Origin of the sequence: Streptomyces sp. NPDC002573 (assembly GCF_042889625.1) — a bacterium.
Taxonomy (GTDB): domain Bacteria; phylum Actinomycetota; class Actinomycetes; order Streptomycetales; family Streptomycetaceae; genus Streptomyces; species Streptomyces gibsoniae.
Map to the genome: position 1 here is coordinate 15662 of NZ_JBIARC010000031.1, position 22780 is coordinate 38441.

Annotated in this window: 18 protein-coding genes and 1 pseudogene; 15 read left to right on the forward strand and 4 right to left on the reverse strand. The window is 69.1% G+C overall.

The features are described 5' to 3' along the window. The first annotated feature begins 78 nt into the window (after positions 1-78). Positions 79-435 carry a hypothetical protein gene (locus ACFYX0_RS26590; protein WP_388973697.1) on the forward strand — a complete coding sequence of 119 codons (357 nt, stop codon included), beginning with the start codon at positions 79-81 and terminating at the stop codon, positions 433-435. Between the two features lie 75 nt (positions 436-510). On the opposite strand, the gene ACFYX0_RS26595 is transcribed toward ACFYX0_RS26590, so the two are convergent. Continuing rightward, the gene (locus ACFYX0_RS26595; protein WP_388973699.1) at positions 511-1617 is read right to left on the reverse strand and encodes a LacI family DNA-binding transcriptional regulator; all 1107 of its coding nucleotides are present in this window, start codon (positions 1615-1617) and stop codon (positions 511-513) included. A 108-nt stretch (positions 1618-1725) separates the two neighbouring features. Between ACFYX0_RS26595 and ACFYX0_RS26600 the strand changes: the two genes are divergently transcribed. The 5 genes from ACFYX0_RS26600 (at position 1726) to ACFYX0_RS26620 (ending at position 7895) form a co-directional block, all read left to right on the forward strand. Then, on the forward strand, positions 1726-3036 hold the full coding sequence (locus ACFYX0_RS26600; protein WP_388973701.1) for an ABC transporter substrate-binding protein: 1311 nt from the start codon (positions 1726-1728) through the stop codon (positions 3034-3036). Continuing rightward, entirely contained in the window at positions 3033-3974 is a 942-nt protein-coding gene (locus ACFYX0_RS26605) for a carbohydrate ABC transporter permease (RefSeq protein ID WP_388973703.1), read from the forward strand. The genes ACFYX0_RS26600 and ACFYX0_RS26605 overlap by 4 nt, the downstream gene beginning before the upstream one ends. Positions 3975-3978: 4 nt before the next feature. After that, positions 3979-4878, forward strand: coding sequence for a carbohydrate ABC transporter permease (locus tag ACFYX0_RS26610; RefSeq protein WP_388973705.1), 900 nt, complete (start codon positions 3979-3981; stop codon positions 4876-4878). A 44-nt stretch (positions 4879-4922) separates the two neighbouring features. Continuing rightward, positions 4923-7229, forward strand: a complete 2307-nt coding sequence (locus tag ACFYX0_RS26615) for a glycoside hydrolase family 3 N-terminal domain-containing protein (RefSeq protein WP_388973707.1) — start codon at positions 4923-4925, stop codon at positions 7227-7229. A 198-nt stretch (positions 7230-7427) separates the two neighbouring features. Next, on the forward strand, positions 7428-7895 hold the full coding sequence (locus tag ACFYX0_RS26620) for a hypothetical protein (protein ID WP_388973709.1): 468 nt from the start codon (positions 7428-7430) through the stop codon (positions 7893-7895). A 52-nt stretch (positions 7896-7947) separates the two neighbouring features. Here ACFYX0_RS26620 and ACFYX0_RS26625 read toward each other — a convergent pair whose 3' ends face one another. After that, positions 7948-9300, reverse strand: coding sequence for a S53 family peptidase (locus tag ACFYX0_RS26625; RefSeq protein ID WP_311699976.1), 1353 nt, complete (start codon positions 9298-9300; stop codon positions 7948-7950). Positions 9301-9714: 414 nt separating this feature from the next. Here ACFYX0_RS26625 and ACFYX0_RS26630 point away from each other — a divergent pair, with 414 nt between their 5' ends. From ACFYX0_RS26630 to ACFYX0_RS26660, 7 genes are all read left to right on the forward strand, one after another. Further along, a complete protein-coding gene (locus ACFYX0_RS26630; protein WP_388973711.1) occupies positions 9715-11010 on the forward strand; it encodes an ABC transporter substrate-binding protein in 1296 nt (431 codons plus the stop codon). Beyond that, positions 11007-11975, forward strand: a complete 969-nt coding sequence (locus tag ACFYX0_RS26635) for a carbohydrate ABC transporter permease (protein ID WP_388973713.1) — start codon at positions 11007-11009, stop codon at positions 11973-11975. The genes ACFYX0_RS26630 and ACFYX0_RS26635 overlap by 4 nt, the downstream gene beginning before the upstream one ends. Continuing rightward, positions 11972-12829 carry a carbohydrate ABC transporter permease gene (locus tag ACFYX0_RS26640; protein ID WP_388973715.1) on the forward strand — a complete coding sequence of 286 codons (858 nt, stop codon included), beginning with the start codon at positions 11972-11974 and terminating at the stop codon, positions 12827-12829. Before ACFYX0_RS26635 ends, ACFYX0_RS26640 begins: the two co-directional genes overlap by 4 nt. 10 nt (positions 12830-12839) lie before the next feature. Continuing rightward, a complete protein-coding gene (gene yicI, locus ACFYX0_RS26645) occupies positions 12840-15098 on the forward strand; it encodes an alpha-xylosidase (protein WP_388973716.1) in 2259 nt (752 codons plus the stop codon). 31 nt (positions 15099-15129) lie between these two features. Continuing rightward, positions 15130-16140, forward strand: a complete 1011-nt coding sequence (locus tag ACFYX0_RS26650; RefSeq protein ID WP_388973718.1) for a LacI family DNA-binding transcriptional regulator — start codon at positions 15130-15132, stop codon at positions 16138-16140. Positions 16141-16269: 129 nt separating this feature from the next. Further along, positions 16270-19188, forward strand: a complete 2919-nt coding sequence (locus ACFYX0_RS26655; RefSeq protein ID WP_388973720.1) for a glycoside hydrolase family 3 C-terminal domain-containing protein — start codon at positions 16270-16272, stop codon at positions 19186-19188. Positions 19189-19266: 78 nt separating this feature from the next. Then, positions 19267-19833 carry a GNAT family N-acetyltransferase gene (locus ACFYX0_RS26660; protein WP_388973722.1) on the forward strand — a complete coding sequence of 189 codons (567 nt, stop codon included), beginning with the start codon at positions 19267-19269 and terminating at the stop codon, positions 19831-19833. Positions 19834-19871: 38 nt separating this feature from the next. On the opposite strand, the gene ACFYX0_RS26665 is transcribed toward ACFYX0_RS26660, so the two are convergent. After that, entirely contained in the window at positions 19872-20639 is a 768-nt protein-coding gene (locus tag ACFYX0_RS26665; protein WP_388973723.1) for a class I SAM-dependent methyltransferase, read from the reverse strand. A 278-nt stretch (positions 20640-20917) separates the two neighbouring features. On the opposite strand from ACFYX0_RS26665, the gene ACFYX0_RS26670 reads away from it, so the two are divergent. Together ACFYX0_RS26670 and ACFYX0_RS26675 are read left to right on the forward strand one after the other, a co-directional pair. Next, on the forward strand, positions 20918-21583 hold the full coding sequence (locus tag ACFYX0_RS26670) for a DUF4097 family beta strand repeat-containing protein (RefSeq protein WP_388973725.1): 666 nt from the start codon (positions 20918-20920) through the stop codon (positions 21581-21583). Between the two features lie 162 nt (positions 21584-21745). After that, a complete protein-coding gene (locus ACFYX0_RS26675) occupies positions 21746-22564 on the forward strand; it encodes an alpha/beta fold hydrolase (RefSeq protein ID WP_388973727.1) in 819 nt (272 codons plus the stop codon). A gap of 63 nt (positions 22565-22627) precedes the next feature. On the opposite strand, the pseudogene ACFYX0_RS26680 reads toward ACFYX0_RS26675, so the two are convergent. Next, positions 22628-22780: pseudogene (locus tag ACFYX0_RS26680) on the reverse strand (carboxymuconolactone decarboxylase family protein); the annotation flags it as partial.

Here is a 22780-nt window from a genome sequence, read left to right on the forward strand (position 1 = left end):
CCGGATCCACCGAACCCGCCGCCGGCGCCGCCCCCGCCGGCCGTCCCCCCGATATACGGTGCCGGACCGTACGTCGGTGTGCTCCGTGACCAAGTCGCCGCGGTCGGCCTCCCGTTGTTCGCAGCATCGAAGACCACGCACTACGAGATCACCGTGCGCACGGCAGACGGGCGGCGCCGCAAGTTCGAGGTCGAGCGGGATTTCTACCAGGTGGCCGAGCCCGGGACCGTCGGCAGCGTGGAGATATGGCACGGCCGTCTGCTGCGGCTGCGGATCGGCTCGCACGTCGACGAGCAGTACCCCCTTCGATGGACGATCCCGTACATGATCATCCTCGTGGGTGTGGGGTTTCTCCTCTACCCGGCGTTCCGCCTCATCCGGTCGATGTACGAAGCCGTCCGGTGGCGCCGCATTGCTCGCCGTCTGCGCCGATGACCTCCGTGGAGGAGCCCGGAGCCGTGGTGGTCCACCCCTGACTGCTGCCGGTGCCGGTCGCCCGCCCCGCGCTGCTCAGGCTTCTGCGCCCGCCTCCGAACCGCGTCCGGGCACCTCTTTCGAAACTTTCGACACCATCGCCGCAGTGTCGATCCCCGGCGAGGGCGCGGCGGTGCTGCTGCGGACGACCAGGCTGGTGGCCAGCTCCACCCGGGTCGCCACCGGTGACGGCTCCTCCCGGCCGAGATCGAGCACCAGTTTGGCCGCCGCCTCCGCCATCTCCGTCAGCGGCTGGCGCACGGTGGTCAGCGGCGGTCCCACCCAGCGGGCCACCGGCAGATCGTCGAAGCCGACCACGCTCAGGTCCTCCGGGATACGCAGGCCCAGCTCGCGGGCCGCCTCGTACAGGCCGAGCGCCTGCAGATCGTTGCCCGCGAAGACCGCGGTGGGCCGGTCGGGGCGTCGCAGCAGCTCCAGGCCGAGCCGGTAGCCCGCCTCGTGGTGGAAGTCGCCGGTCAGGACGAGTGAGGGGTCGACCGGCAGGCCCGCCGTCTCCAACGCGGCCCGGTAGCCGTCCACCCGGGCCCGGCTGCACATCATCCGTGAGGGACCGCTCAGTGCGCCGATGCGGGTGTGGCCCAGTTCGACCAGGTGCCGGGTGGCGGCGAGACCGCCCTGCCAGTTGGTGGCCCCGATCGACGGCACGTCCGCGCCCGGGTCGCCGGCCGGATCCATCACCACGAACGGGATGGACCTGCTGGTCAGCAGCGCGCGCTGCGGTTCGTCGAGGTCGGACAGCACCAGGACGACACCGTGCGGACGGCGGGCGGCGACCTGGTCGGCCCAGGTCCGCCCGGGGGTGAGCCGGCCCGCGCTCTCGGAGAGCACGACGCTCAGACCGGCCTCCCGCGCCACGTTCTCCACTCCCCGGATGACCTCCATCGCCCAGGCGCTCTCCAACTCGTGGAAGACCACGTCGATCAGCGGCGAGCGGATCGCCTCGGTGCGCCGGCGCCGATAGCCGTGCGTGCGCAGCAACTCCTCGACGCGGCTACGGGTCGCCGGGGCGACGTCCGCCCGCCCGTTGAGGACCTTCGAAACAGTCGGAGCCGACACACCGGCCGCACGGGCGATCTCGGCGAGGGTGGCGGTCTGAGTTTCCACGGGCTTCGCAGGGTTCATGCCCGAGATCGTATCCCTGCGCACCCCCTTGACGAACCCCCTTCCCGGCTCTACGTTCCCGGAACATTCGGAGCGCTATTCGAAATATTCGGGAGAGGTTCCTGTCACATGGAGTCCTACAGCAGGCGCTGGTTCCTCGGCGCCGGCGCCACCACCCTGATCTCGGCCGCCGGACTCACCGCCTGCGGCTCCGGTGGGAGTTCCGGCAGCGGCGGCGGCACGATCACGGCGCTCGTCTACGGCGACGACGCGGTCAAGGTGCAGGTGAAGGCCGTGGACCGGTTCAACGCCTCGGCGGCGGCCAAGAAGGCCAAGGGCAAGGTCAAGCTGCAGAAGGTGCCCGGCTCGGAGTACCCGGCCAAGCTGCGCACGGCGATGGGCTCGCCCAACGCGCCGGACGTGTTCTTCAACTGGGGCGGCGGCTCGATCAAGGCCTACAAGGACGCCGGACAGCTGGTCGACCTCACCGACACGATCGCCTCCGACCCGGTCCTCAAGTCCGGCTTCCTGCCCTCCGTGCTGGCTGCGGGCGCGCTGAACGGCCACAACTACGGCATCCCGATGCGCGGCATGCAGCCAGTGATCCTCTTCTACAACAAGTCCCTGTTCGCCGAGCAGAGACTTCAACCGCCCACCACCTGGGGTCAGTTGCTCGACGTCAATGCCAAGCTGAAGAAGGCGGGCCTCACCCCGTTCGCACTGGGCGGCGCGGACATCTGGCCCGAGCTGATGTGGCTGGAGTACCTGGTCGACCGTATCGGCGGCCCCGGGGTCTTCGACAGGATCAAGAACGGCGACTCCGCCGGGTGGGGCGACCCGGCGGTCCTCAAGGCCGCCGAGACCGTCCGGCAGCTCATCGACGACGGGGCCTTCGGCAAGGGCTTCAACTCGGTGTCGTACGTCAACGGCGGCGCTCCCGCGGTCTTCGCCAAGGGCAAGGCGGCGATGCACCTGATGGGGTCGTGGGAGTACTCCACACAGCTCGGCAAGTTCCCGGACTTCGCCAGGAAGGACCTGGGCTGGTGCGCCTTCCCGAAGGTCGACGGCGGGGCCGGTGACATCCGCAACGTCGTCGGCAACCCGACCAACTACTGGTCCGTGAACGCCCGTACGGCCAACAAAGACGCCGCGCTCGCCTTCCTGCGGGACTGCGCCTCCGAGGCGTACGCCAAGGACCTAGTGGCCAACGGCGACATCCCCACCACGTCGAACGCGGAGAAGCTGCTGGGCTCGTCGCCCAACCCCGAGTTCGCCATGTTCCAGTACCACATGGTGCAGCAGGCACCCGCGTTCACGCTCAGCTGGGACCAGGCGGTCGACCCGGACGTCTCGACGCCGATGCTGACCGAGGTCAACAAGCTGTTCGTGGGCAAGTCGACACCCGCCCAGTTCGTGTCCGCCGTCAAGGGGCTGAAGTGAGCGGCGCGTTCACCGCACGGACCGCGCATCCCGGACGGGCCGCCCGGCCCGGGACGCGCGGCCGGGGCACCCGCGGCAGCCGGACGGGAACACGGGCCGGCCGTCCGCACGTCGTCTGGGTCCTGCCGGGCGTGCTGTTCTTCGTCTTCTTCGCGGTCGTCCCGATGGTCCTCGCGTTCTATCTGTCCTTCACCCGGTGGAACGGCCTGGGCGACCCGCAGCCCGTCGGTCTCGCCAACTGGCGCAAGCTGCTGTCCGACGACCGCCTCACCCAGTCCCTGACCGTCACCGTCCTGCTCACCGTGGTCAGCTGGGCGTTCCAGACGGTGGTCTCCCTGCTGCTCGGCGTGTGGGCGGCGGGCCGCCAGCGCAACCGCGCCGTGCTGTCGGCCGTCTTCTTCGTACCGTTCCTGCTGTCCTCGACGGCGATCTCGCTGCTGTTCTACGCCCTGCTCGACCCGAACTTCGGCATCGTCCGCGCAGACACCCTCGGCTCCACCAGCGGCGCCTTTCTCGCCGTCGTGTTCGTCGGCGGCTGGCAGTTCATCCCCTTCCACACCCTGATCTACCAGGGCGGGGCACGGCAGATACCGGAGGTCCTCTACCAGGCGGCCGCCATCGACGGCGCCGGCCGCCTGCGCCAGTTCTTCTCGATCACGCTTCCGCAGCTGCGTCACACGGCCACGACGTCCGGTGTCCTCATGGTCGTCGGCTCACTGACCTACTTCGAGACGGTGCTGATCCTCACCCAGGGCGGTCCCGGCTCGGACACCGCGATCCTGCCGTACCTGATGTACGAGGCGGGCTTCAAGAGCTACGACTTCGGCTACGCCAGCGCCATCGCCTCCTTCCTGGTCGTGGCCGCCACCGCGCTGTCGCTGCTGCTGGTGCGGCTGACCGGCTTCGGCGCGATGCGCAGTGCGCGGGAAGGGATGTGACGCCGTGTCACACGACACGCTTCCGCGTCCGGTGAGGACATCCGCGGCGCGTGCGTCCGCGCCGCCGCGGCGCCGCCGTCGGCACTGGACGCGGCGCGCCAACCCGCTCGCGGGCCTCGGCTCGGTCCTCTGGCTGGTCGTCGTGATCGTCCCGATCTACGCGATGATCTCGGCGTCGCTGACCCGGCAGGACGACGCGCTGGGCAACAACGCGCTGAAGCCGCCGAGCCGGCCGACCCTCGCCAACTACGACACCGTCCTGCACAGCGGCTTCTTCCACTTCCTGGCCAACACCGCGATCGTGGCGACCGCCGTCGTCGCCGCGGTGCTGGTCCTGTGCGTGCCCCTCGCCTACGTGGCCGTGCGCACCCGTACCTTCTTCTCCGGCGCCGCCTTCCGGCTGTTCCTGCTGGGGGTGGCGATCCCCGCGCAGGCGGTGGTCGTGCCGCTGTACCTGATGATCGCCAAGCTGAACCTCTACGACAGCCTGCTCGCCGTCGTCCTGCCCACGGCGGCCTTCGCGATGCCGGTGTCCGTGCTGATCCTGACCGGCACCCTGCGGGACATCTCCGAGGAGTTGTACGAGGCGATGGCGCTGGACGGCGCCTCGGCCACCCGGATGCTGTTCCAGCTGGTGATCCCGCTGGCCAAGGGCGGCATCAGCACCGTTGTCATCTACTCGGCGCTGCAGGCCTGGAACGGCTTTCTCTTCCCGCTGATCTTCACCCAGTCCGACGGCCCACGGGTGCTCACCCTGGGCCTGTTCAACTACGTCAGCCAGTTCGGCGTCGACATCCCCGCTCTGCTCGCCTCGGTCGTCCTCTCCGGCGTACCCGTCTTCGCCGTCTATCTGGTGGCCCGCCGCGCCCTCGTGGGCGGACTGATGGGCGTGGGCGGCAAGTGAGGCGCCGCGCGGGGCGCTCGCCCCGCCTTCCCGACAGGAGTTCCATGACCCCCGCTCCCTGGCGTGACACCGCCCTGCCCGCGGCCGCACGCGTCGATGACCTGCTGTCCCGGATGACCCTGGAGGAGAAGGCCGCCCAGCTCTACGGCGTGTGGGTGGGCGCCGCCACCGACGGCGACGGCGTCGCGCCGAACCAGCAGGCCATGAACACCGACTACGACTGGGACGAACTGATCACCCGGGGCCTGGGCCAGCTCACCCGTTCCTTCGGCACCGCCCCCGTAGCAGCGGCGGTCGGCGCGCGAGCGCTGGCCCGCGCTCAGCAACGGATCGTCGAGGCGGGCCGGTTCGGCATCCCGGCCATCGCCCACGAGGAGTGCCTGGCGGGCTTCACGGCCTGGGGCGCCACGGCCTACCCGGTGCCGCTGGCGTGGGGCGCCGCCTTCGACCCGGCGCTGGTGGAGGAGATGGCCCGGCACATCGGCCGGGACCTGCGCTCGGTCGGCGTCCACCAGGGTCTGGCCCCCGTCCTGGACGTGGTCCGCGACCCGCGCTGGGGACGCGTGGAGGAGACGATCGGGGAGGACCCCTACCTCGTCGGGACCATCGGGGCCGCGTACGTCCGGGGACTCGAGTCGGCCGGGATCGTCGCCACGCTGAAGCACTTCGCCGGCTACTCCTCCTCCACGGGCGCCCGGAACCTGGCCCCCGTGCGGGCGGGCAGACGCGAGTTCGCGGACGTCACTCTGCCGCCCTTCGAGATGGCACTGCGCGAGGGCGGGGCGCGCTCGGTCATGGCGGCCTACACCGAGACGGACGGCGTCCCCGCGTCGGCTGACCCGCGCCTGCTGACCGGACTGCTCCGCGGGGAGTGGGGCTTCACCGGCACGGTCGTCGCCGACTACTTCGGCATCGACTTCCTGCGCACCCTGCACCGCGTCGCCGAGACCCCCGCCGAGTCGGCCCAGCTCGCGCTGACCGCCGGCGTCGACGTGGAACTGCCGACGCTGAACTGCTACGGCGACGAGCTGGTCGCGGCGGTGCGGGAGGGCCGCGTCGCCGAGTCCCTGGTGGACCGCGCGGCCCGCCGCGTCCTGACGCAGAAGTGCGAACTGGGCCTTCTGGACGAGGGCTGGCGCTCCCCGGCGCCCGAGTCGGTCGACCTCGATCCGGCGGAGAACCGTGCTCTGGCCCGCCGTCTCGCCGAGGAGTCGGTGGTCCTGCTCGACAATCCGGACGGCGTGCTGCCACTGTTCCCCGACGCGCGGATCGCGGTGGTCGGACCGCGCGCCGCGGACGCCCTCGCGATGCTCGGCTGCTACTCCTTCCCCGCACACGTGGGCGCGCAGCACCCGGACGTCCCCACGGGCATCGCCATCCCGACCCTGCTGGAGGCGCTGAGCGACGAACTCCCGTACGCCAAGGTCGTGTTCACCGAGGGCTGCGGGGTGTCGGACCCGGACACCTCCGGTTTCGCCGAGGCGGTGGCGCGGGCGTCCGAGGCGGACGTGTGCGTGGCGGTCCTCGGCGACCGCTCGGGCCTGTTCGGCCGGGGCACCTCGGGCGAAGGGTGCGACGTGCCGGACCTCGCGCTGCCCGGTGTGCAGGGGGAACTGCTCGACGCGCTGCTGGCGACCGGGGTGCCGGTGGTGCTGGTGCTGCTGACCGGACGCCCCTACACGCCTGTCCGTCCGCACGGCCGACCGGCCGCGGTGGTCCAGGCGTTCTTCCCGGGCGAGGAGGGCGGTCCCGCGGTGGCGGGGGTCCTGACCGGCCGCGTGAACCCCTCGGGCCGCCTTCCGGTGAGCGTGCCGCGGATGCCCGGCGGCCAGCCGTGGACCTACCTCCAGCCGCCGCTGGGCCTGGCCGGTGACGTCAGCAGCCTGGACCCGACCCCGCTGCACCCCTTCGGGCACGGGCTGTCGTACACACGGTTCACCTGGGACGGATTCACGGGCACGGAGCCCGTCATAGGCACCGACGGCAGCTACGACCTGTCCCTGACCGTCCGCAACACGGGCGGCCGACGGGGCGCGGAGGTCGTCCAGCTGTATCTGCACGACCCGGTGGCCTCGGTGACCCGCCCGGACGTCCGCCTGATCGGGTACCGGCGGCTGGAGCTGGACCCGGGGGAGTCCCGCCGGGTGACCTTCCGCTTCCATGCGGACCTGTCGGCCTTCACCGGTCGCACAGGCGCCCGCGTCGTCGAACCGGGCACCCTGGAACTGCGGTTGGCCGCGTCGAGCACGGACGTCCGCCACACGGCCCGCCTCACGCTCACCGGCCCGGTCCGCGAGCTGGGCCTTGACCGTCGGCTGCACTGCGAGACGGAGGTGTCCATGGGCGGATGACCCTCGAGCATCTCGGCCCGAGAGGCGAGGGAGGTCACTTGGCAGCCTCTGCGCGCGGTGCCGCGTGCCGACTACGGGCGATCTCGGGGTAACGCACCAAGACTCGGCACAGGAAGTTGCACGGTTCGGGGAAGCCAAGTCATGACTCTGCGGTACCTAGGGTTGACGCATCATCAAGGATGCCTCTATCGCTACCTCTTGCGCACTTCGCAGGTGGATCTGCCGGCAGCGGAGGAGGAACTCGGCATACCCGGCCTGGACGCGGTCCTCGATGAACTACGGGCGATGGGCGTGGTCGACGGCAACCTGGTTCCGCTGCCGCCCGCGGCCGCCGTCGACTTGCTCATCCGTCGTCGGTTGGAGCGCACCTCGCGTGAACTGGCCCGCCTCGACGCGGTCTTCTACGTGGTGCGGGAACTGGCGGAGGAGGCCCGCCGCGGCCACCCCGTCGAACTCGTCGAGCGCCTCGAGCACAGCACGGAGGTGAACCACCGTGTCGGCGCACTTCCCGACCGCTTCGAGACGATGAACGCCAAGCCCCTGCCGCGCTCCGCGGGGCACTCGGAGGAGGTCGTGCACGGCTATCGTCGCCGACTGGCCGATGGGTGTGACGGCCGGGTGATGCGGTGGGGCCCGCAACTCGGAGCCGCGCGAGGCGACGGCTGAGGCGGACGGCCCAGGTGCGGAACCCGAGCCGTCCGTGTGGTGTCAGGAGATGTCAGCCGTGCCGGCTCGCCCGGGCCAGAGCCGGGACGAAGCGGAGGGCGTCCAGGGTGCCGACGCCGGTGGCGAGGTCGTAGCCGTTGACCGCCTTGTAGCCGGTCACGCCCTGGTAGCTGTTGTCGGTGCCGTCGTTGACGTCGACGATGCCGTTGCTCTTGGCGTGATGGGCGTTGAGGTCGTACAGCGCCTTCTGGATGTTGCCCACCCGGTGGCCCGCCACCTGGTCGGCGAGGGCGACGATGCCCGAGAAGAGCGGGGTGGCCTCGCTGGTGCCGCCGCTGACGTCCCAGCCGACGGCGGTCGGGTCGTAGCTGGAGTAGATCCAGGCGCCACCGTTGACCGCCGCGGACATCGAGATGTCCGGGGTGCCGCGGCGGCTGCCGACGACGTTCTTCACGCTGTTCTGGAAGGCCGGGCGCGTGAAGACGTGGGACTGGCCGCCGCCACCGGAGCCGTTGTCGTTGTAGACGCTGTCCGGCTTGACGCGGTCGCCCTTGTCGTTCAGGTGGAGCTGGGTGCCGCCGATCGAGGTGACCAGCGGGTCCGAGGAGGGCCAGGAGTTGACGCGCTTCTTGTAGTACGTCTTGCCGTCCGCCTGCATGTCGGTCGCGCCGCCGTCACCGGAGGCGGCCAGCACGGTCACGTGCTTGCGGTTGGCGTCCTGGAAGGCGTACCGCAGGTTCTTGATGCTGGAGAAGTCACCCCTGTCGAAACCGGGGAACGTGTTCTCCGTGGCGCCGAAGCTCTGGCTGATGACGTCGCCGACGCCGTGGTCGATCATGTACTTCTCGGCGGACATCATCTCCGGCAGACCGGTGGTGCCCTCGGTCTCGGAGACCGCCGTCTCCACCACGACGATCTTGGCGGCGGGCGCCACCGCGTGCGCCATCTCGACGTCCAGGGTGGTCTCGCCGGCCCAGCCGGTCATGTCGGAGTTCTTGGGGTCGAAGGCGGGGACGTGCCCCCACTTGACCACCTTCACCTTGGTGCTGGGCAGCCCGAACTGCTTGCTGTAGACGTCGAGGTCGTGCTGCACGGTCGGGGAACCGTACGAGTCGACGATGACGATGGTGCGGCCCTTGCCCGTGACGCCCTTGCGGTAGAGGGCGTTCAGGTCGTACGCGGTGCGGTACTGGAGCGGGTTGTAGCAGTTGATGTGCCACTTGGCCTGGCACTGCTCGCTGGAGAGCGGACTGCTCACGCCGTGGACCAGGGTGTGCCCGACGATGGCCGGTACCGCCATGGTGTGCGGTACGGCGGCAGGCGCTGCGGTCGCCAGTGCGGTGACCGCGAGGGCGGCGACGGAGGTGGCCGCCGCGAGGCCCTGCCCGGAACGGGCTATGCGCATGAATCCCCCTGTGATTCGGAGTCGATGAAGTGACCTCGGCCTCATGAAGAGATCGCGAGGTGGTCCTCGCGCATCTCATCGAACGAGTCATGGACAGAACAAGACCGTTGAACGGACGATGTCGAAGCCTTTACTCCACGATGGACTGCCGACATGCCGGAGGGCTGAGCAAGGGCGGTACGAGGGGCACGGGCGCAGCCGACCTTGTGTCCCGGTCGGGCCCCCTCGCGGCCGAACATCCGCCGCAGGTCGTAGACGCGGACCTGATCCGGCTGAATCACGCACACCCATTGACGCCGTCGGAACCCCCACCTACCTTCCTCCGTCGAAGCGCTTCGACATCACGCATCGAATCGATTCGATGAACGCTGAGTAATCGCTCTGATACCCATCCGACTCCCCTGGAGGCACTGGATGTTGACGGCACGACGGCGGGCGGCGGCGACGGCTGCGGTGATCCTGTCCGGATCCCTGCTCCTGGCCTCCTGCGGCAGCTCGGACAGCGGTTCTTCCGACGGCAAGACGCTCAAACTGTGGCACTACGAGAGTCCGGACAGCGCGATGGGCGCCGCCTGGAACGAGGCCATCATGGAGTTCGAGGCCAAGCACCCGGGCGTGAAGGTGAAGTTCGAGGAGAAGGGCTTCGAGCAGATTCAGAAGACCGCGCCCATGGTGCTCAACTCCTCGGACGCGCCCGACATCATGGAGTACAACAAGGGCGACGCGACGGCGGGCCTGCTGTCCAAGCAGGGACTACTCACCGACCTGACCCCGGAGGTCACCAAGCGCGGCTGGGACAAGAAGCTCAGCGCCGGTGTGAAGACCACGAGTCAGTACGACGCCAACGGCGTGATGGGGTCCGGCAAGTGGTACGGAATACCCAACTACGCCGAATTCACCATGGTGTTCTACAACAAGGACCTCTTCAAGAAGTACGGGATCGCCGAACCGAAGACCTTCGACGACCTCACCGCCGCGATGGACAAGTTCGTCGCCAAGGGCGTCACCCCGCTCGCCGACGCCGGCGCCGAGTACCTGGCCCAGCAGTACCTGTACCAGCTCGCGCTGTCGAAGGCCGACCGCTCCTGGGTCGACAAGTACGAGCTGTACAAGGGAAAGACCGACTTCCACGACGCGGCCTGGACCTACGGAGCGACCACCTTCGCCGACTGGGTCAAGAAGGGCTACATCAGCAAGACGTCCAGCGGCACCAAGGCAGAGGACGCGGGCGTCGCCTTCATCCAGGGAAAGAACCCGATCCTGTTCTCCGGAAGCTGGTGGTACGGCCGCTTCAAGGCGGAGAACAAGTTCGACTGGGGGACCATGCTGTGGCCCGGCTCCTCCCTCACCCTCGGCTCCGGCGGCAACCTCTGGGTCGTCCCGAAGGGCGCCAAGAACAAGGACCTCGCCTACGACTTCATCGACATCACCATGTCACCGAAGATCCAGAACCTGCTGGGCAACAAGGGCGGCGTCCCGGTCGCGGCCGACTCGAACGCCATCACCGACCCACGGTCCAAGACCCTGATCGCCGACTTCGACACGCTCTCCCAGCGCGACGGCCTGGCCTTCTACCCCGACTGGCCCGTCCCCGGCTTCTACGACACCCTCGTCTCCGAGACGCAGAAGCTGATCACGGGCAGTGAGAAGCCGGACGCCTACCTCAGCGCGCTCCAGAAGGCGTACGACCAGGGCGCGCCGAAGCAATGACGATCACCGTCGAACGGGGCGTGCGGACCGTCGGCAAGCGCCCGCACACCGGCCCGCGCCGCCCCCGCCCCCAGACGTCGTACGCGCTCTTCCTGGTCCCCGGCGTGCTCGCGTTCCTCGCCGTGATCATCGTCCCGTTCCTGATGAACGCCGGGGTGAGCTTCACGGAGTGGAGCGGTATCGGCTCACCGAAGTGGACCGGGCTCGCCAACTACCGCCGGCTGCTGGACGACAGCGAGTTCTGGACGTCGTTCCGGCACAGTCTGTTCATGGTCGTCGCCATGGCGGTCGTACCGACGGCGATCGGACTCGTCCTCGCCGCCGCGCTGTTCGACTACATCGGCAAGCACTTCGGCAGCAAGGTGGCCGCCGTGCTGCGTGCCTGCTTCTACCTGCCGCAGGTGCTGCCGATCGCGGTCGCCGGCATCGTCTGGAGCTGGATCCTCGCCCCCGACAACGGCGCCCTGAACGCACTGCTGAGGGCGGTCGGCCTCGGTTCCTGGCAGCAGGACTGGCTCGGCGAACCGGACATCGCCCTCTACAGCGTCATGGGGGTGATGATGTGGGTGCAGCTCGGCTTCCCGCTCGTCGTCTTCATGGCCGGGCTCCAGCGCGTCGACCCCCAGCTCTACGAGGCAGCCGAACTGGACGGCGCCGGCTGGTGGCGCCGCTTCTGGCACATCACCCTGCCGCAGATCAGGCCGGAGATCTATGTGGTGCTGACCTGGTGCACGGTCGCGGCGCTGAAGGTGTTCGGCGCGGTGTACGTGCTCACGAAGGGTGGCCCGGGCGGCGCCACCGACGTCCCCTCCTACTTCTCCTTCACCACGTTCTTCGAGAAGACCCAGGTCGGGTACGGCGCCGCGATCTCCACCGTCCTCACCGTGATCATCCTCGTCCTGGCGATGGTGGGCCTGAAACTCCAGACCCGCGCCGAGGACGCCGAGGAAGGGGCCCGCGCATGACCACCGTACGCACCGAGCTCCGCACCCGGCCCCGTACGGCCGTCGGCCGCTATCCCGTCCTCGTCGCGTTGTGCATCGCGGCCCTGTTCATGGTGCTGCCGTTCCTGATCGTCGCCGTCAACGCCGTGAAGTCCCCCGCCGAGTACTCCCAGCACGGACCGCTCAGCCTCCCCAAGGGCCTCTACACGGACGGTCTGAAGGACTTCTGGCAACGCGTCGACTACGGGCAGAAGCTCCTCAACTCCGTGCTCATCAGCGGCTCGGTGGCCGTCCTGGCGGCCGTACTGTCCGTGCTGAACGCGTACGCGATCGGCATCGGCCGCATCAAGGGACGCGCCTGGGTGCTCGCCTTCTTCGTGCTCGCCAACGTGCTGCCGCAGGAGGCGCTGGTCTACCCGCTGTACTACCTGAGCAAGCAGGCCGGCCTCTACGACACCCGGTTGAGCGTGATCATCGTCTTCACCGTGGTCCAGGCCGCCTTCGGCACGTATCTGCTCGCCTCGGTCCTCGGGCAGTTCCCGCGCGAGATCATCGAGGCCGCCCGGATCGACGGGGCGAACTCATGGCAGGTGCTGTGGCGGATCGTGGTGCCGGTCAGCCGCCCCACCATCGGGGTGCTGCTCGTCTTCTTCTTCATCTGGACGTGGAACGAGTTCCTGCTCCCGCTGGTCATGCTGATCTCCAACGACAACCAGACGGTGTCCGTGGCGCTCGGAGTCCTCCAGGGCCAGCGCCTGATGGACGCCACGATGACCAACGCGGCGGCCCTGCTGGGCGTCCTGCCCGCACTCGTCTTCTTCCTCGTCTTCCAGCGGACTCTTACCCGCGGCATCGCCGTGGGTGCCGTCAAGTAGGGGGTACGGCTTGAAGTTCACCGACGGCTACTGGCTGCTGCGCGACGGCGTCACCGCGGCCCACCCGGTGCAGGTCCTGGACGTGACCACACCTGGGGAAGCCCTGGAGATCCACGCGCCGACCCAGCCCATCCGCCACCGCGGCGACCTGCTGAAGGGACCGGTCGTGACGATCAGTGCGCACGCGCCGATGCCGGACGTCATCGGCCTCACCTTCACGCACTTCGAGGGCGAGCAGCCCCGGGGTCCCCGTTTCGAGATCCAGCGGGACGACGACTTCTCACCTCAGGTGGAGTACGACGAGGAGCACGCCACCCTCACCTCGGGCGCCCTGTCCGTACGCGTCGCCCGCACCGGCCCCTGGCACGTCGACTTCCTCGCCCAAGGCCGTACGCTGACCACCAGCGGCCCCAAGAGCATGGGCATCATGCGTGACGCCACCGGCGCCCACTACCTGCGCGAACAGCTGGGCCTCGGGGTCGGCACCTCGGTCTACGGCCTCGGTGAGCGCTTCGGACCGCTGGTGAAGAACGGCCAGGTCGTCGACATCTGGAACGCCGACGGCGGCACCGCCAGCGAACAGGCTTACAAGAACGTGCCGTTCTATCTGACGGACGCGGGCTACGGCGTCTTCGTCGACCACCCGGGCAAGGTGTCCTTCGAGGTCGGCTCGGAGTCCGTGTCGCGGGTCCAGTTCAGCGTGGAGAGCCAGCAGTTGACGTACTACGTCATCTACGGACCCACCCCCAAGGACATCCTGCGCCGGTACACCGCTCTCACCGGCCGCCCGGCCCTGCCGCCCGCCTGGTCGTTCGGACTGTGGCTGTCGACCTCCTTCACCACCTCCTACGACGAGGCCACCGTCACCTCCTTCATCGACGGCATGAAGGAACGCGAACTACCTTTGTCCGTCTTCCACTTCGACTGCTTCTGGATGCGCGAGTTCAACTGGTGCGACTTCCAGTGGGACCCGCGGGTCTTCCCCGACCCGGAAGGGATGCTGGCCCGGCTCAAGGACAGGGGCCTGCACATCTGCGTCTGGATCAACCCCTACATCGCGCAGCGCTCGCCGCTGTTCGCCGAGGGCAAGGCACTGGGCCATCTGCTGAAGAGGCCGGACGGCAGCGTGTGGCAGTGGGACCTGTGGCAACCGGGCATGGCCCTGGTCGACTTCACCAGTCCGGACGCCCGCGACTGGTACGCCGCCAAACTGGAGGCGCTGCTCGCGCAGGGCGTCGACTGCTTCAAGACCGACTTCGGGGAGCGCATCCCGCTCGACGTGGCCTACGCGGACGGCTCGGACCCGGAGCGCATGCACAACCACTACACGTACCTGTACAACCGCACCGTCTTCGACGTGCTGCGCAAACACCGCGGCGAGCAGGAGGCCGTGGTCTTCGCCCGCTCGGCGACCGTGGGCAGCCAGAAGTTCCCGGTGCACTGGGGCGGCGACTGCGAGGCCACCTACGCGTCGATGGCCGAGTCGCTGCGCGGCGGGCTCAGCCTCGGCCTGTCGGGCTTCGGGTACTGGAGCCATGACATCGGCGGCTTCGAAGGAACCCCCACCCCCGCGCTGTTCAAACGGTGGCTCGCCTTCGGCCTCCTGTCCTCGCACAGCCGGCTGCACGGCAGCTCCTCCTACCGGGTGCCCTGGCTGTTCGACGAGGAGTCCGTCGACGTGCTGCGGCACTTCACCCGGCTGAAGCTGCGCCTGATGCCGTATCTGTACGGGGCTGCGCGCAGCGCCCATGCCGAGGGTGTGCCGATCATGCGGGCGATGGTGCTGGAGTTCCCGGACGACCCTGCGTGCGCGCATCTGGAACGGCAGTACATGCTCGGCCCGGACCTGCTGGTCGCGCCGGTGTTCAACGACGAGGGCGACGTGTCCTACTACGTGCCCGAGGGCGAGTGGACTCACCTTGTGACCGGACGAACGGTGACCGGGCCGCGCTGGGTGCGTGAGCGGCACGGATTCGCCAGCGTTCCGCTGCTGGTCAGGCCGGGCGCGGTGATCCCGGTCGGCGCGGTGGACGGCCGCCCCGACTATCCGTACGCCGACGGGGTCACCCTGCGCGCGTTCGGGCTGGAGCAGGGGGCTGAGGTGACGGTGCCGGTCGGCGACGTGACCTTCACCGTCGTACAGGAGGGGCAGACGCTGCGGGCCTCGTGCAGTGATCCTCGGGCACCCTGGGCGCTGGCGAGCGGGGAGCGGACCGCCCGCGCGGCGGCGGGCACCGGATTTCTGTCGCTGGAGCTGGAGTCGGAGTGAGGGTTCCACCTCTGACAGGAGCTGGACTGACATGGTGAAGATCACGGACGTGGCCCGGCACGCGGGTGTCTCGCCGAGCACCGTCTCGTACGCCCTCAGCGGCAAGCGCCCCATCTCCGAGGAGACCCGGCAGCGTATCGAGGCGGCCATTCGCGAGCTGGGCTACCGCCCGCACGCCGGCGCCCGCGCCCTGGCCAGCAGCCGGTCCAACGTGCTGGCGCTGGTGATGCCGCTGCGTTCCGGGATCAACGTCCCCGTGGTGATGCAGTTCGCGGTGTCGGTGGTGACGGCCGCCCGCGGGCACGATCACGACGTGCTGCTGCTCACCCAGGAGGAGGGCGAGGAGGGTCTACGGCGCGTGGCGGACACTGCGTTGGTGGACGCGCTGATCGTGATGGACGTTCAGATGCACGATCCGCGGCTGCCGCTGCTGCGGATCCTGGACCGGCCGTCCGTGCTGATCGGGTTCCCTGCCTCCGCACAGGGCCTGACCTGCATCGACCTCGACTTCATGGCGGCGGGCGAGCTGTGTGTGGAGCATCTGGCGGGACTCGGGCACCGGGTGGTGGCGCTGGTCGGGTCGCCGCCGGAGGTGTATGTGCGCGGCACGGGGTTCGCGCAGCGGGTGGCACAGGGGTTCACGACGGCCGCAGACCGGCACCGGCTGGTGTCGTCGGTGCACCCCTGCGAGGCCGCGCCGGCCGCCGCCCGCGGGGTCGCCGAGCGGCTGCTGCGGGGGCAGCCCGCGCTGACCGGGGTGGTCGTACACAACGAAGCGGTCCTGGAGCCGCTGATCGGCGCCTTCGAGTCGCTCGGTCTGGCCGTACCCGGCGATCTGTCCGTCACCGCGATCTGCCCGGACGAGCAGGCCGCGGGTGCCCGGATCCCGGTCACCTCCGTCGCCATTCCGTCCGCGGAGGTGGGGGAGCGGGCGGTGGACCTGCTGATGAAGAAGCTGGGCGGGGCGGCGGTTCCGGAAGCCACCCTGCTCGCCCCGCACCTCACACCCCGGGCGAGCACGGCGCCGCGCACCGCGTCTTGACGCCGCGAAGTCCCGCAACCCCGAAGCCGTGAACTCCCGTAGCCCGGTAGCCCCCAAGCCCCCAAGCCTTGATGTTCCGTAGCCCTGAAGATCGTCCCCTTGCAAGATCCTGACCGAAGGAGCCCTGGCATGAAAGGCACGCAAGGAAGACGCAGAACCACCCTGGCCGTGGCGCTCGCCCTGATCGCGAGCTTCGGCGCCACCGTCCCCGTCCACGCCGACGACCCCGGCTACCCTTTCCGCAACCCGAACCTCCCCGTCGAGAAGCGCGTCGACGATCTCCTCTCCCGGCTGACCCTGGACGAGAAGGTCTCGCTCCTCCACCAGTACGAGCCCGCCATCCCCCGTCTCGGCATCCAGTCCTTCCGCACCGGCACCGAGGCCCTGCACGGCGTGGCCTGGCTCGGCAAGGCGACCGTGTTCCCCCAGGCGCTCGGGCTCGCGTCCACCTGGGACCCCGCGTTGATCCAGCAGGTCGGCTCGGCGGTCGGCGACGAGGCGCGCGGCTTCCAGCAGCAGCGCCCGGCCGGCTGGGGGCTCAATCTGTGGGCGCCCGTGGCCAATCTGCTGCGCGACCCACGCTGGGGCCGCAACGAGGAGGGCTACTCCGAGGACCCGTACCTCACCGGTTCGATCTCCACCGCCTACGGCACCGGCCTGACCGGCGGCGACCCGAACCACCTCAAGACGGCGCCCACGATCAAGCACTTCCTCGCCAACAACAACGAGGTCCACCGCGACACCACATCCTCCGAACTGCGCCCCCGCGTGCTCAAGGAGTACGACGAGCAGGCGTTCGAGCCCGCGATCGAGGCGGACGCGGCAACGGGAGTGATGTCGTCGTACAACCTCGTCAACGGCCGCCCCAACACGGTGAACCCTGCCCTGAACGACACCGTGCGCACCTGGACCTCCCAGAACCTGCTGAACGTCACGGACGCCTTCGCACCCGGCAACCTGGTCGGCAGCCAGAAGTACTACGGCAGCCAGGCCGAGGCGGACGCGGCGGCGCTCAAGGCGGGCATCGACAGCTTCACCGACAACGACACGGACTCCGGGCCGACGACCACGGCCGTCAAGTCGGCGTTGTCAGCGAGCCTGTTGAAGCCGTCCGACATCGACACGGCGGCAAGGAGTGTGCTGAGCATCCGGGTCCGCCTCGGCGAGTTCGACCCCGGCGGCGGGAAGTACGGCTCGATCGACGCGTCCGTCATCGACAGCCCCGCGCACCGGAAACTGGCGCGGCAGGCGGCCACCGAGGCGGCGGTGCTGCTGAAGAACGACGGCGCGCTGCCGCTGAGGAAGTCGGGGAACGCCGCGGTGGTCGGGCCGCTCGCGGACACCCTCTACACGGACTGGTACTCGGGAAGTCTGCCGTACGCGGTGACGCCGAAGGCCGGCATCGAGGCGAAACTCGGCACCTCGGTGGCGAGCAGCGAGGGCGTGGACCGGATCGCGCTGAAGGACGCGGCGACCGGGAAGTACGTGACAGCGGGAGCGGGGGAGACGGGCGCGCCGCTGAAGGAGACGTCGCAGAGCGGTGTCGGCTCGCAGTTCGACGTGTTCGACTGGGGCTCTGGCATCGTGACCCTGCGCTCGGCCGCGAACCACAGATACGTGGGCTACAACTGGTCGAACTTCGTCAACGACCAGACCCAGCCCAACGGCTGGTACGTGCAGCAGCAGTTCAAGCTGGAGCGTCAGGACGACGGGACGTATCTGCTGCGCTACGCGGGTTACGAGACCGGGGAGTCCTGGTGGCCGAACCCGGTGTACCTGGGCCCGGTGGACGCCGACGGCACGCTCGGCCTGGTGACCGAGGACAAGGCCGCGCACTACACAAAGGATGTGGTCCGCAGCGGAGTCGACGACGCGGTGGCGGCGGTGAAGGGCAAGGACTCGGCCGTGGTGGTCGTCGGTTCGATGCCGGCGATCAACGGACGCGAGGCCCACGACCGCACCGACATGGGGCTGGCCCCGTCACAGGAGGCACTGGTCATGGCGGTGCGCAAGGCCAACCCCAAGACGGTGGTCGTGGTCGAGAACAGTTACCCCACCACGCTGGGCGCCCTGCAGAAGGAGGTCCCGGCACTGCTGTGGACGACGCACGCCGGCCAGGAGACGGGCAACGCGCTCGCGGATCTGCTGTACGGCGACGCGAACCCGGCGGGCCGCCTGACGCAGACGTGGTACCGCTCGGAGTCCGACCTGCCATCGATCCTGGACTACGACATCATCAAGTCGGACCGGACGTACCTGTACTACCAGGGCCGGCCGTTGTTCCCCTTCGGCTATGGCCTGTCGTACACGACGTTCCGCTACGGCGACCTGAGGCGGACGGCCGACGGCTACCAGGTGGCGGTGACCAACACGGGCCGACAGGCCGGTGACGAGGTGGTCCAGCTGTACGTCCACCAGCGGGCATCCCGCGACAAGCAGCCGCTGAAGCAGCTGAAGGCGTACGAGCGGGTGTCGCTGAGGCCGGGCGAGACGAGGACGGTGCGGCTTCACCTTCCGGATGCGGACCTGGCGCACTGGGACGTCACGCGCTCGAAGTGGGTGGTGGAGACGGGGGCGTACGACGTGATGGTCGGCGCGTCGTCGTCGGACATCCGGGCGTGGACGTCACTGAGGGTACGGGGCGAGACGATCCCGCCTCGCGACCTGTCTGCCGTGACCCGTGCCGAGAACTTCGACGACTACAGCGCGATCAGCCTGGTGGACGAGGCGAAGGCGAGCGGGACGGCGGTGTCGGCTACGGCGGACGGGGCGTGGCTGAAGTTCACGGATGCGCGGCTGGGTGCGGGCGCGTCGACGGTGACGGCCCGGTTGGCGGGCGCGACGGGAACGCTGCAGGTACGGCTGGGCTCGCCGACGGGCAGGCTGCTCGGCACGGCACACTTCGACGGGACGTCGTCGCCGTACTCGTACGCCACGGTGACGGCTCCGCTGACGGGCGCGGCCAAGGGAGTACGGAACGTGTACCTGGTGCTGAGCAAGGGGCTGCGGCTGTCGACGTTCAGCCTGGAGCCGGTCAGCGGCGGTTGACCCGGCCGGGCACTGGCAGGACAGGTACGGGCCCGATTCCACGTACCCCATTGCAGTGACCCGTACTGCAAAACAATCATGGCTGTCATGGCGCGGCCGAGTCAGTACATCGAGTGCGGAGACCTCGTCCTGCGGCGCTGGCGGGGACAGAGCGATTTTGTTCCGGCGTTTAAGTTGATCGAGGAGTCCCTGGAGCACCTGCGTCCATGGATGCCATGGGTCGCCGGTCACAGCGAGAAGAGCACCAGGGACTTTCTCGCGAAGTCCGAGGCGAAGTGGGCAAACGGCGACGCCTACAACTATGCCATCACCAAAGACGGCACGATCATCGGCATGTGCCAGACCTATCGCTGGGTCGAACCCCAGGGATGGAGGGTGGGGTACTGGCTGCATCCTGCCGCCACCGGCCAGGGCATCGCCACGAGAGCGACGGCGGCCATGGTCGCCGAGATGTTCGCCCTGCCGGACGTGGAGTACGTGGAAATCACGCACGACCTGGCCAACGCCCCCAGCGGCGCAGTTCCCCGCCGGCTGGGTTTCACCGAGGTCCGGCGCGAGCAGGCACCACCACCCGCAGCCCCCTCGGGAAGCGGCATCGAGGTGGTCTGGCGCCTCAACCGCGCTGATCGGACTCCCATTTCCTGACGGGTCGTGGCGGATGGTCCGCAAGGCGATGCCATCACCTACTTGCCGGCGACCGCCATGAGCAGCGGTTGGAAGAAGCCCGTCTCGTGCGGCATCCGCCACTCGGGGTCCACAAACCCCGCGTCGGCGACGAGGCCGGCCAGCCGGTCCCGGCCGAGGGCCCAGTAGGCGGTCCGGCGGACCCGGACGCGCCATTGTCCGTCTGCGGGCAGGAGTTGGAAGTGCTCCAGGTCGTAGTGCTCACCGTCCTCATGCCACTGCCAGAGCTGGAAGGAAACGGTCCGTTCCCCTCCGTCCGCGGGCTGGTGGACCTGGGGAGGCGTCGAAGTGGGTCGGTTGCACAGGAGGTCGTCGTAGGGGCGGGTGCTGAGCAGCAGCAGGCCGGCGGGACGCAGCACGCGGCGCATCTCCGCCAGGGCGGCGTGGACGTCCTGCTCCGTCAGAAGATGGGGAAGGGAGTTGTCGGCGCAGACGACGGCATCGAACCGGGCGGCGGCGAACGGCAGGCGTCGCATGTCGGCCACTGCCGTGCACAGCGTCACCTTGCGATGGGCGGCCTCACGCGCGGCACGTGCGGCGGCGCGGGGGCTGAGGTCGGTCCCGGTGACGTCGTGCCCGTGCAACGCAAGCCCGATGGCCTGCGTGCCGATGCCGCAGGAGCAGTCGAGCACTGACGCGCCGTCCCGGCCCATGAGGGCATGCAGGGCATCCCCCTGTCGACGAATGCCGGTGTCCCAGTCTGCGTAGATCAGGTGGTAGTCGTCGGCCAGTTCGTCGTAGAAGTGCGCCACGGAGTTCTCGGACATGGCCCGAGGCTACCGGCGGCACACCGAGGACTTCGCGGGCCTGTTCGGCGGGGTAGGTGAGGCTGTCTGCCGGCCCCAACGCGATCTGAGCGTTCATTTCTCATCCATTGCAATGATTGCGAGCCGGATCGTTGCGTTGCTAGTTGGTCAGTTGCAACATTTTCTGTGCACTCACCTGCAAGATTGACGATTTTATGCAACGAGCGTGTTGCAGAGATATGGAAAGCAACGTAGCGTTTCCGATGTCAGAAACAACGACCCGAGCTTGGGAGAGCACGATGCAGAAGTTCGAGACCCCCGCCCCGATCTCCGCCGTCCTGGACATCCCCGCTGGACGCATCCAGTTCATCGCCGCCGACCGCGCCGACACCACCGTCGAGGTCCTGCCCGTCAACCCCTCCAAGCGGCGCGACGTCCAGACCGCCGAGCAGACCACCGTCACCTACGCCGACGGCGTCCTGCGGATCCACACGTCCGAGCCCAAGAACCAGCTCTTCGGCCCCTCCGGATCCCTGGAGGTCACCGTCCAACTGCCCGCCGGCTCCCGTATCGAGGCCAAGACCGCCAGCTCCGAGCTCCGCGGTGTCGGCCGCCTCGGCGACGTCGTCTTCGAAGGCGCGTACCGCCAGATCAAGATCGACGAGGCCGCCAGCGTCCGCCTCACCGCGACCGACGGCGACGTCGAGGTCGGCCGGCTGGGCGGCCCCGCGGAGATCAGCACCGCAAGGGGCGACATCCGGATCGCCGAGGCCATGCGCGGCACGGTCGTGCTCAGCACTCAGTCCGGCGACATCTCGGTCACCGCCGCCGCAGGCGTCTCGGCCGCCCTGGACGCCGGCACCAGCTACGGCCGTATCAGCAACGCCCTCAAGAACGATGGCACCGCCGAGCTCGACATCCGCGCCACCACCTCGAACGGCGACATCACCGCCCGCAGCCTCTGAAGGCGGAACAGCACTGTCCGGCCGGGCTTACCGCGATCGAGATCCTGCCGGTCGTCGCCGACGACGCGGCCGTCCTTCCCCAGGCCCCCGCGATCCACGTACAGGGGCCTGGGGGAGTCGTACAAGACGTACAAGACACTCTCATACGACCAGGTGGAACACATGACGAAGAACAGCACTCACTCGACCGATTCGAAGTGGACCGGCATGGTGCTGGTCGACGACACGGCCCTGGCTGTCACCGACACCGGCGGTCCCGGTGTCCCCGTGGTCTACCTCAATGGCCAGTTCGCCACTCAGGGGTACTGGCGTCGGGCCGTCGCCGAACTGGGGACCGGGTGGCGGCACATCACCTACGACGAGCGGGCTCGCGGTAGGAAGTCGAAGCGTTCGGCGGACTATTCCTTCGAGGCCGCCGTCCGGGATGTCGATGCCGTCCTCGCGGCCAGGGGTGTGGACCGAGCGGTGCTGGTGGGCTGGTCCTACGGAGCGTGCGTCGCGGCGCACTGGGCCGGCAGGAATCCGGAGCGTACCGTGGGCGCGGTCCTGGTCGACGGCGCGTTCCCGTACGACTGGCTCGACGAGGCCATGGAGCAGCGCATCCGGAAGCTGTTTCGGCGGATGGCCTGGTTCACGCCGCTGCTGCGCCCGACGGGCCTGACCCCGCGGATGACCGCTGAACAGCAGGCGAACAGCAACATCGAGCTCGGCAGGCTCTCCCGCGAGCGCGAACTCGGCCCCGTGCTGGACAACATCACCGTCCCGACGCGGTATGTGGTCGCATCGGGAACATCCCTGGGAAGCCGCGGTGATGAACAGGAGCGGATACGCACCAGCCTCGATACGGTGACCGCCCGCAACGCGAACATCCACATCAGCGCGAAGGTCGCCAGCAACCACGGTGCGATCCTGAGGAAGGACTCCCCGGCCATCGCCGAGGCCGTACGCGAGGTCGCGGCTCTCGATCGCGGGCGACACTGAAGACACGACCAGCGCACCGACGCCGACTGCACGTCCTCACAACCACCACCATCGTCATCGTCGTCCAGCTCGGCCGCGGTCGAAGTGGTCGGCGACGGCGGCCCGGACCTCGTCGGTCACCCCCGGCGCGCCGTCCTGGATCCGGGTGGCGGCCTCAGTCAGTGCGAGCGCTGCCCGCTCCGCCTCGCTGAAGAACGGAGTCTCGCGCCAGCCGAT

Bases quoted from the DNA above. Each gene is read 5' to 3' on its own strand.
- ACFYX0_RS26595 (WP_388973699.1), bottom strand. From the start codon at position 1,617: ATGAACCCTGCGAAGCCCGTGGAAACTCAGACCGCCACCCTCGCCGAG.
- ACFYX0_RS26600 (WP_388973701.1), top strand. From the start codon at position 1,726: ATGGAGTCCTACAGCAGGCGCTGGTTCCTCGGCGCCGGCGCCACCACC.
- ACFYX0_RS26615 (WP_388973707.1), top strand. From the start codon at position 4,923: ATGACCCCCGCTCCCTGGCGTGACACCGCCCTGCCCGCGGCCGCACGC.
- ACFYX0_RS26625 (WP_311699976.1), bottom strand. From the start codon at position 9,300: ATGCGCATAGCCCGTTCCGGGCAGGGCCTCGCGGCGGCCACCTCCGTC.
- ACFYX0_RS26630 (WP_388973711.1), top strand. From the start codon at position 9,715: ATGTTGACGGCACGACGGCGGGCGGCGGCGACGGCTGCGGTGATCCTG.
- ACFYX0_RS26635 (WP_388973713.1), top strand. From the start codon at position 11,007: ATGACGATCACCGTCGAACGGGGCGTGCGGACCGTCGGCAAGCGCCCG.
- ACFYX0_RS26640 (WP_388973715.1), top strand. From the start codon at position 11,972: ATGACCACCGTACGCACCGAGCTCCGCACCCGGCCCCGTACGGCCGTC.
- ACFYX0_RS26650 (WP_388973718.1), top strand. From the start codon at position 15,130: ATGGTGAAGATCACGGACGTGGCCCGGCACGCGGGTGTCTCGCCGAGC.
- ACFYX0_RS26655 (WP_388973720.1), top strand. From the start codon at position 16,270: ATGAAAGGCACGCAAGGAAGACGCAGAACCACCCTGGCCGTGGCGCTC.
- ACFYX0_RS26660 (WP_388973722.1), top strand. From the start codon at position 19,267: ATGGCTGTCATGGCGCGGCCGAGTCAGTACATCGAGTGCGGAGACCTC.
- ACFYX0_RS26665 (WP_388973723.1), bottom strand. From the start codon at position 20,639: ATGTCCGAGAACTCCGTGGCGCACTTCTACGACGAACTGGCCGACGAC.
- ACFYX0_RS26670 (WP_388973725.1), top strand. From the start codon at position 20,918: ATGCAGAAGTTCGAGACCCCCGCCCCGATCTCCGCCGTCCTGGACATC.
- ACFYX0_RS26675 (WP_388973727.1), top strand. From the start codon at position 21,746: ATGACGAAGAACAGCACTCACTCGACCGATTCGAAGTGGACCGGCATG.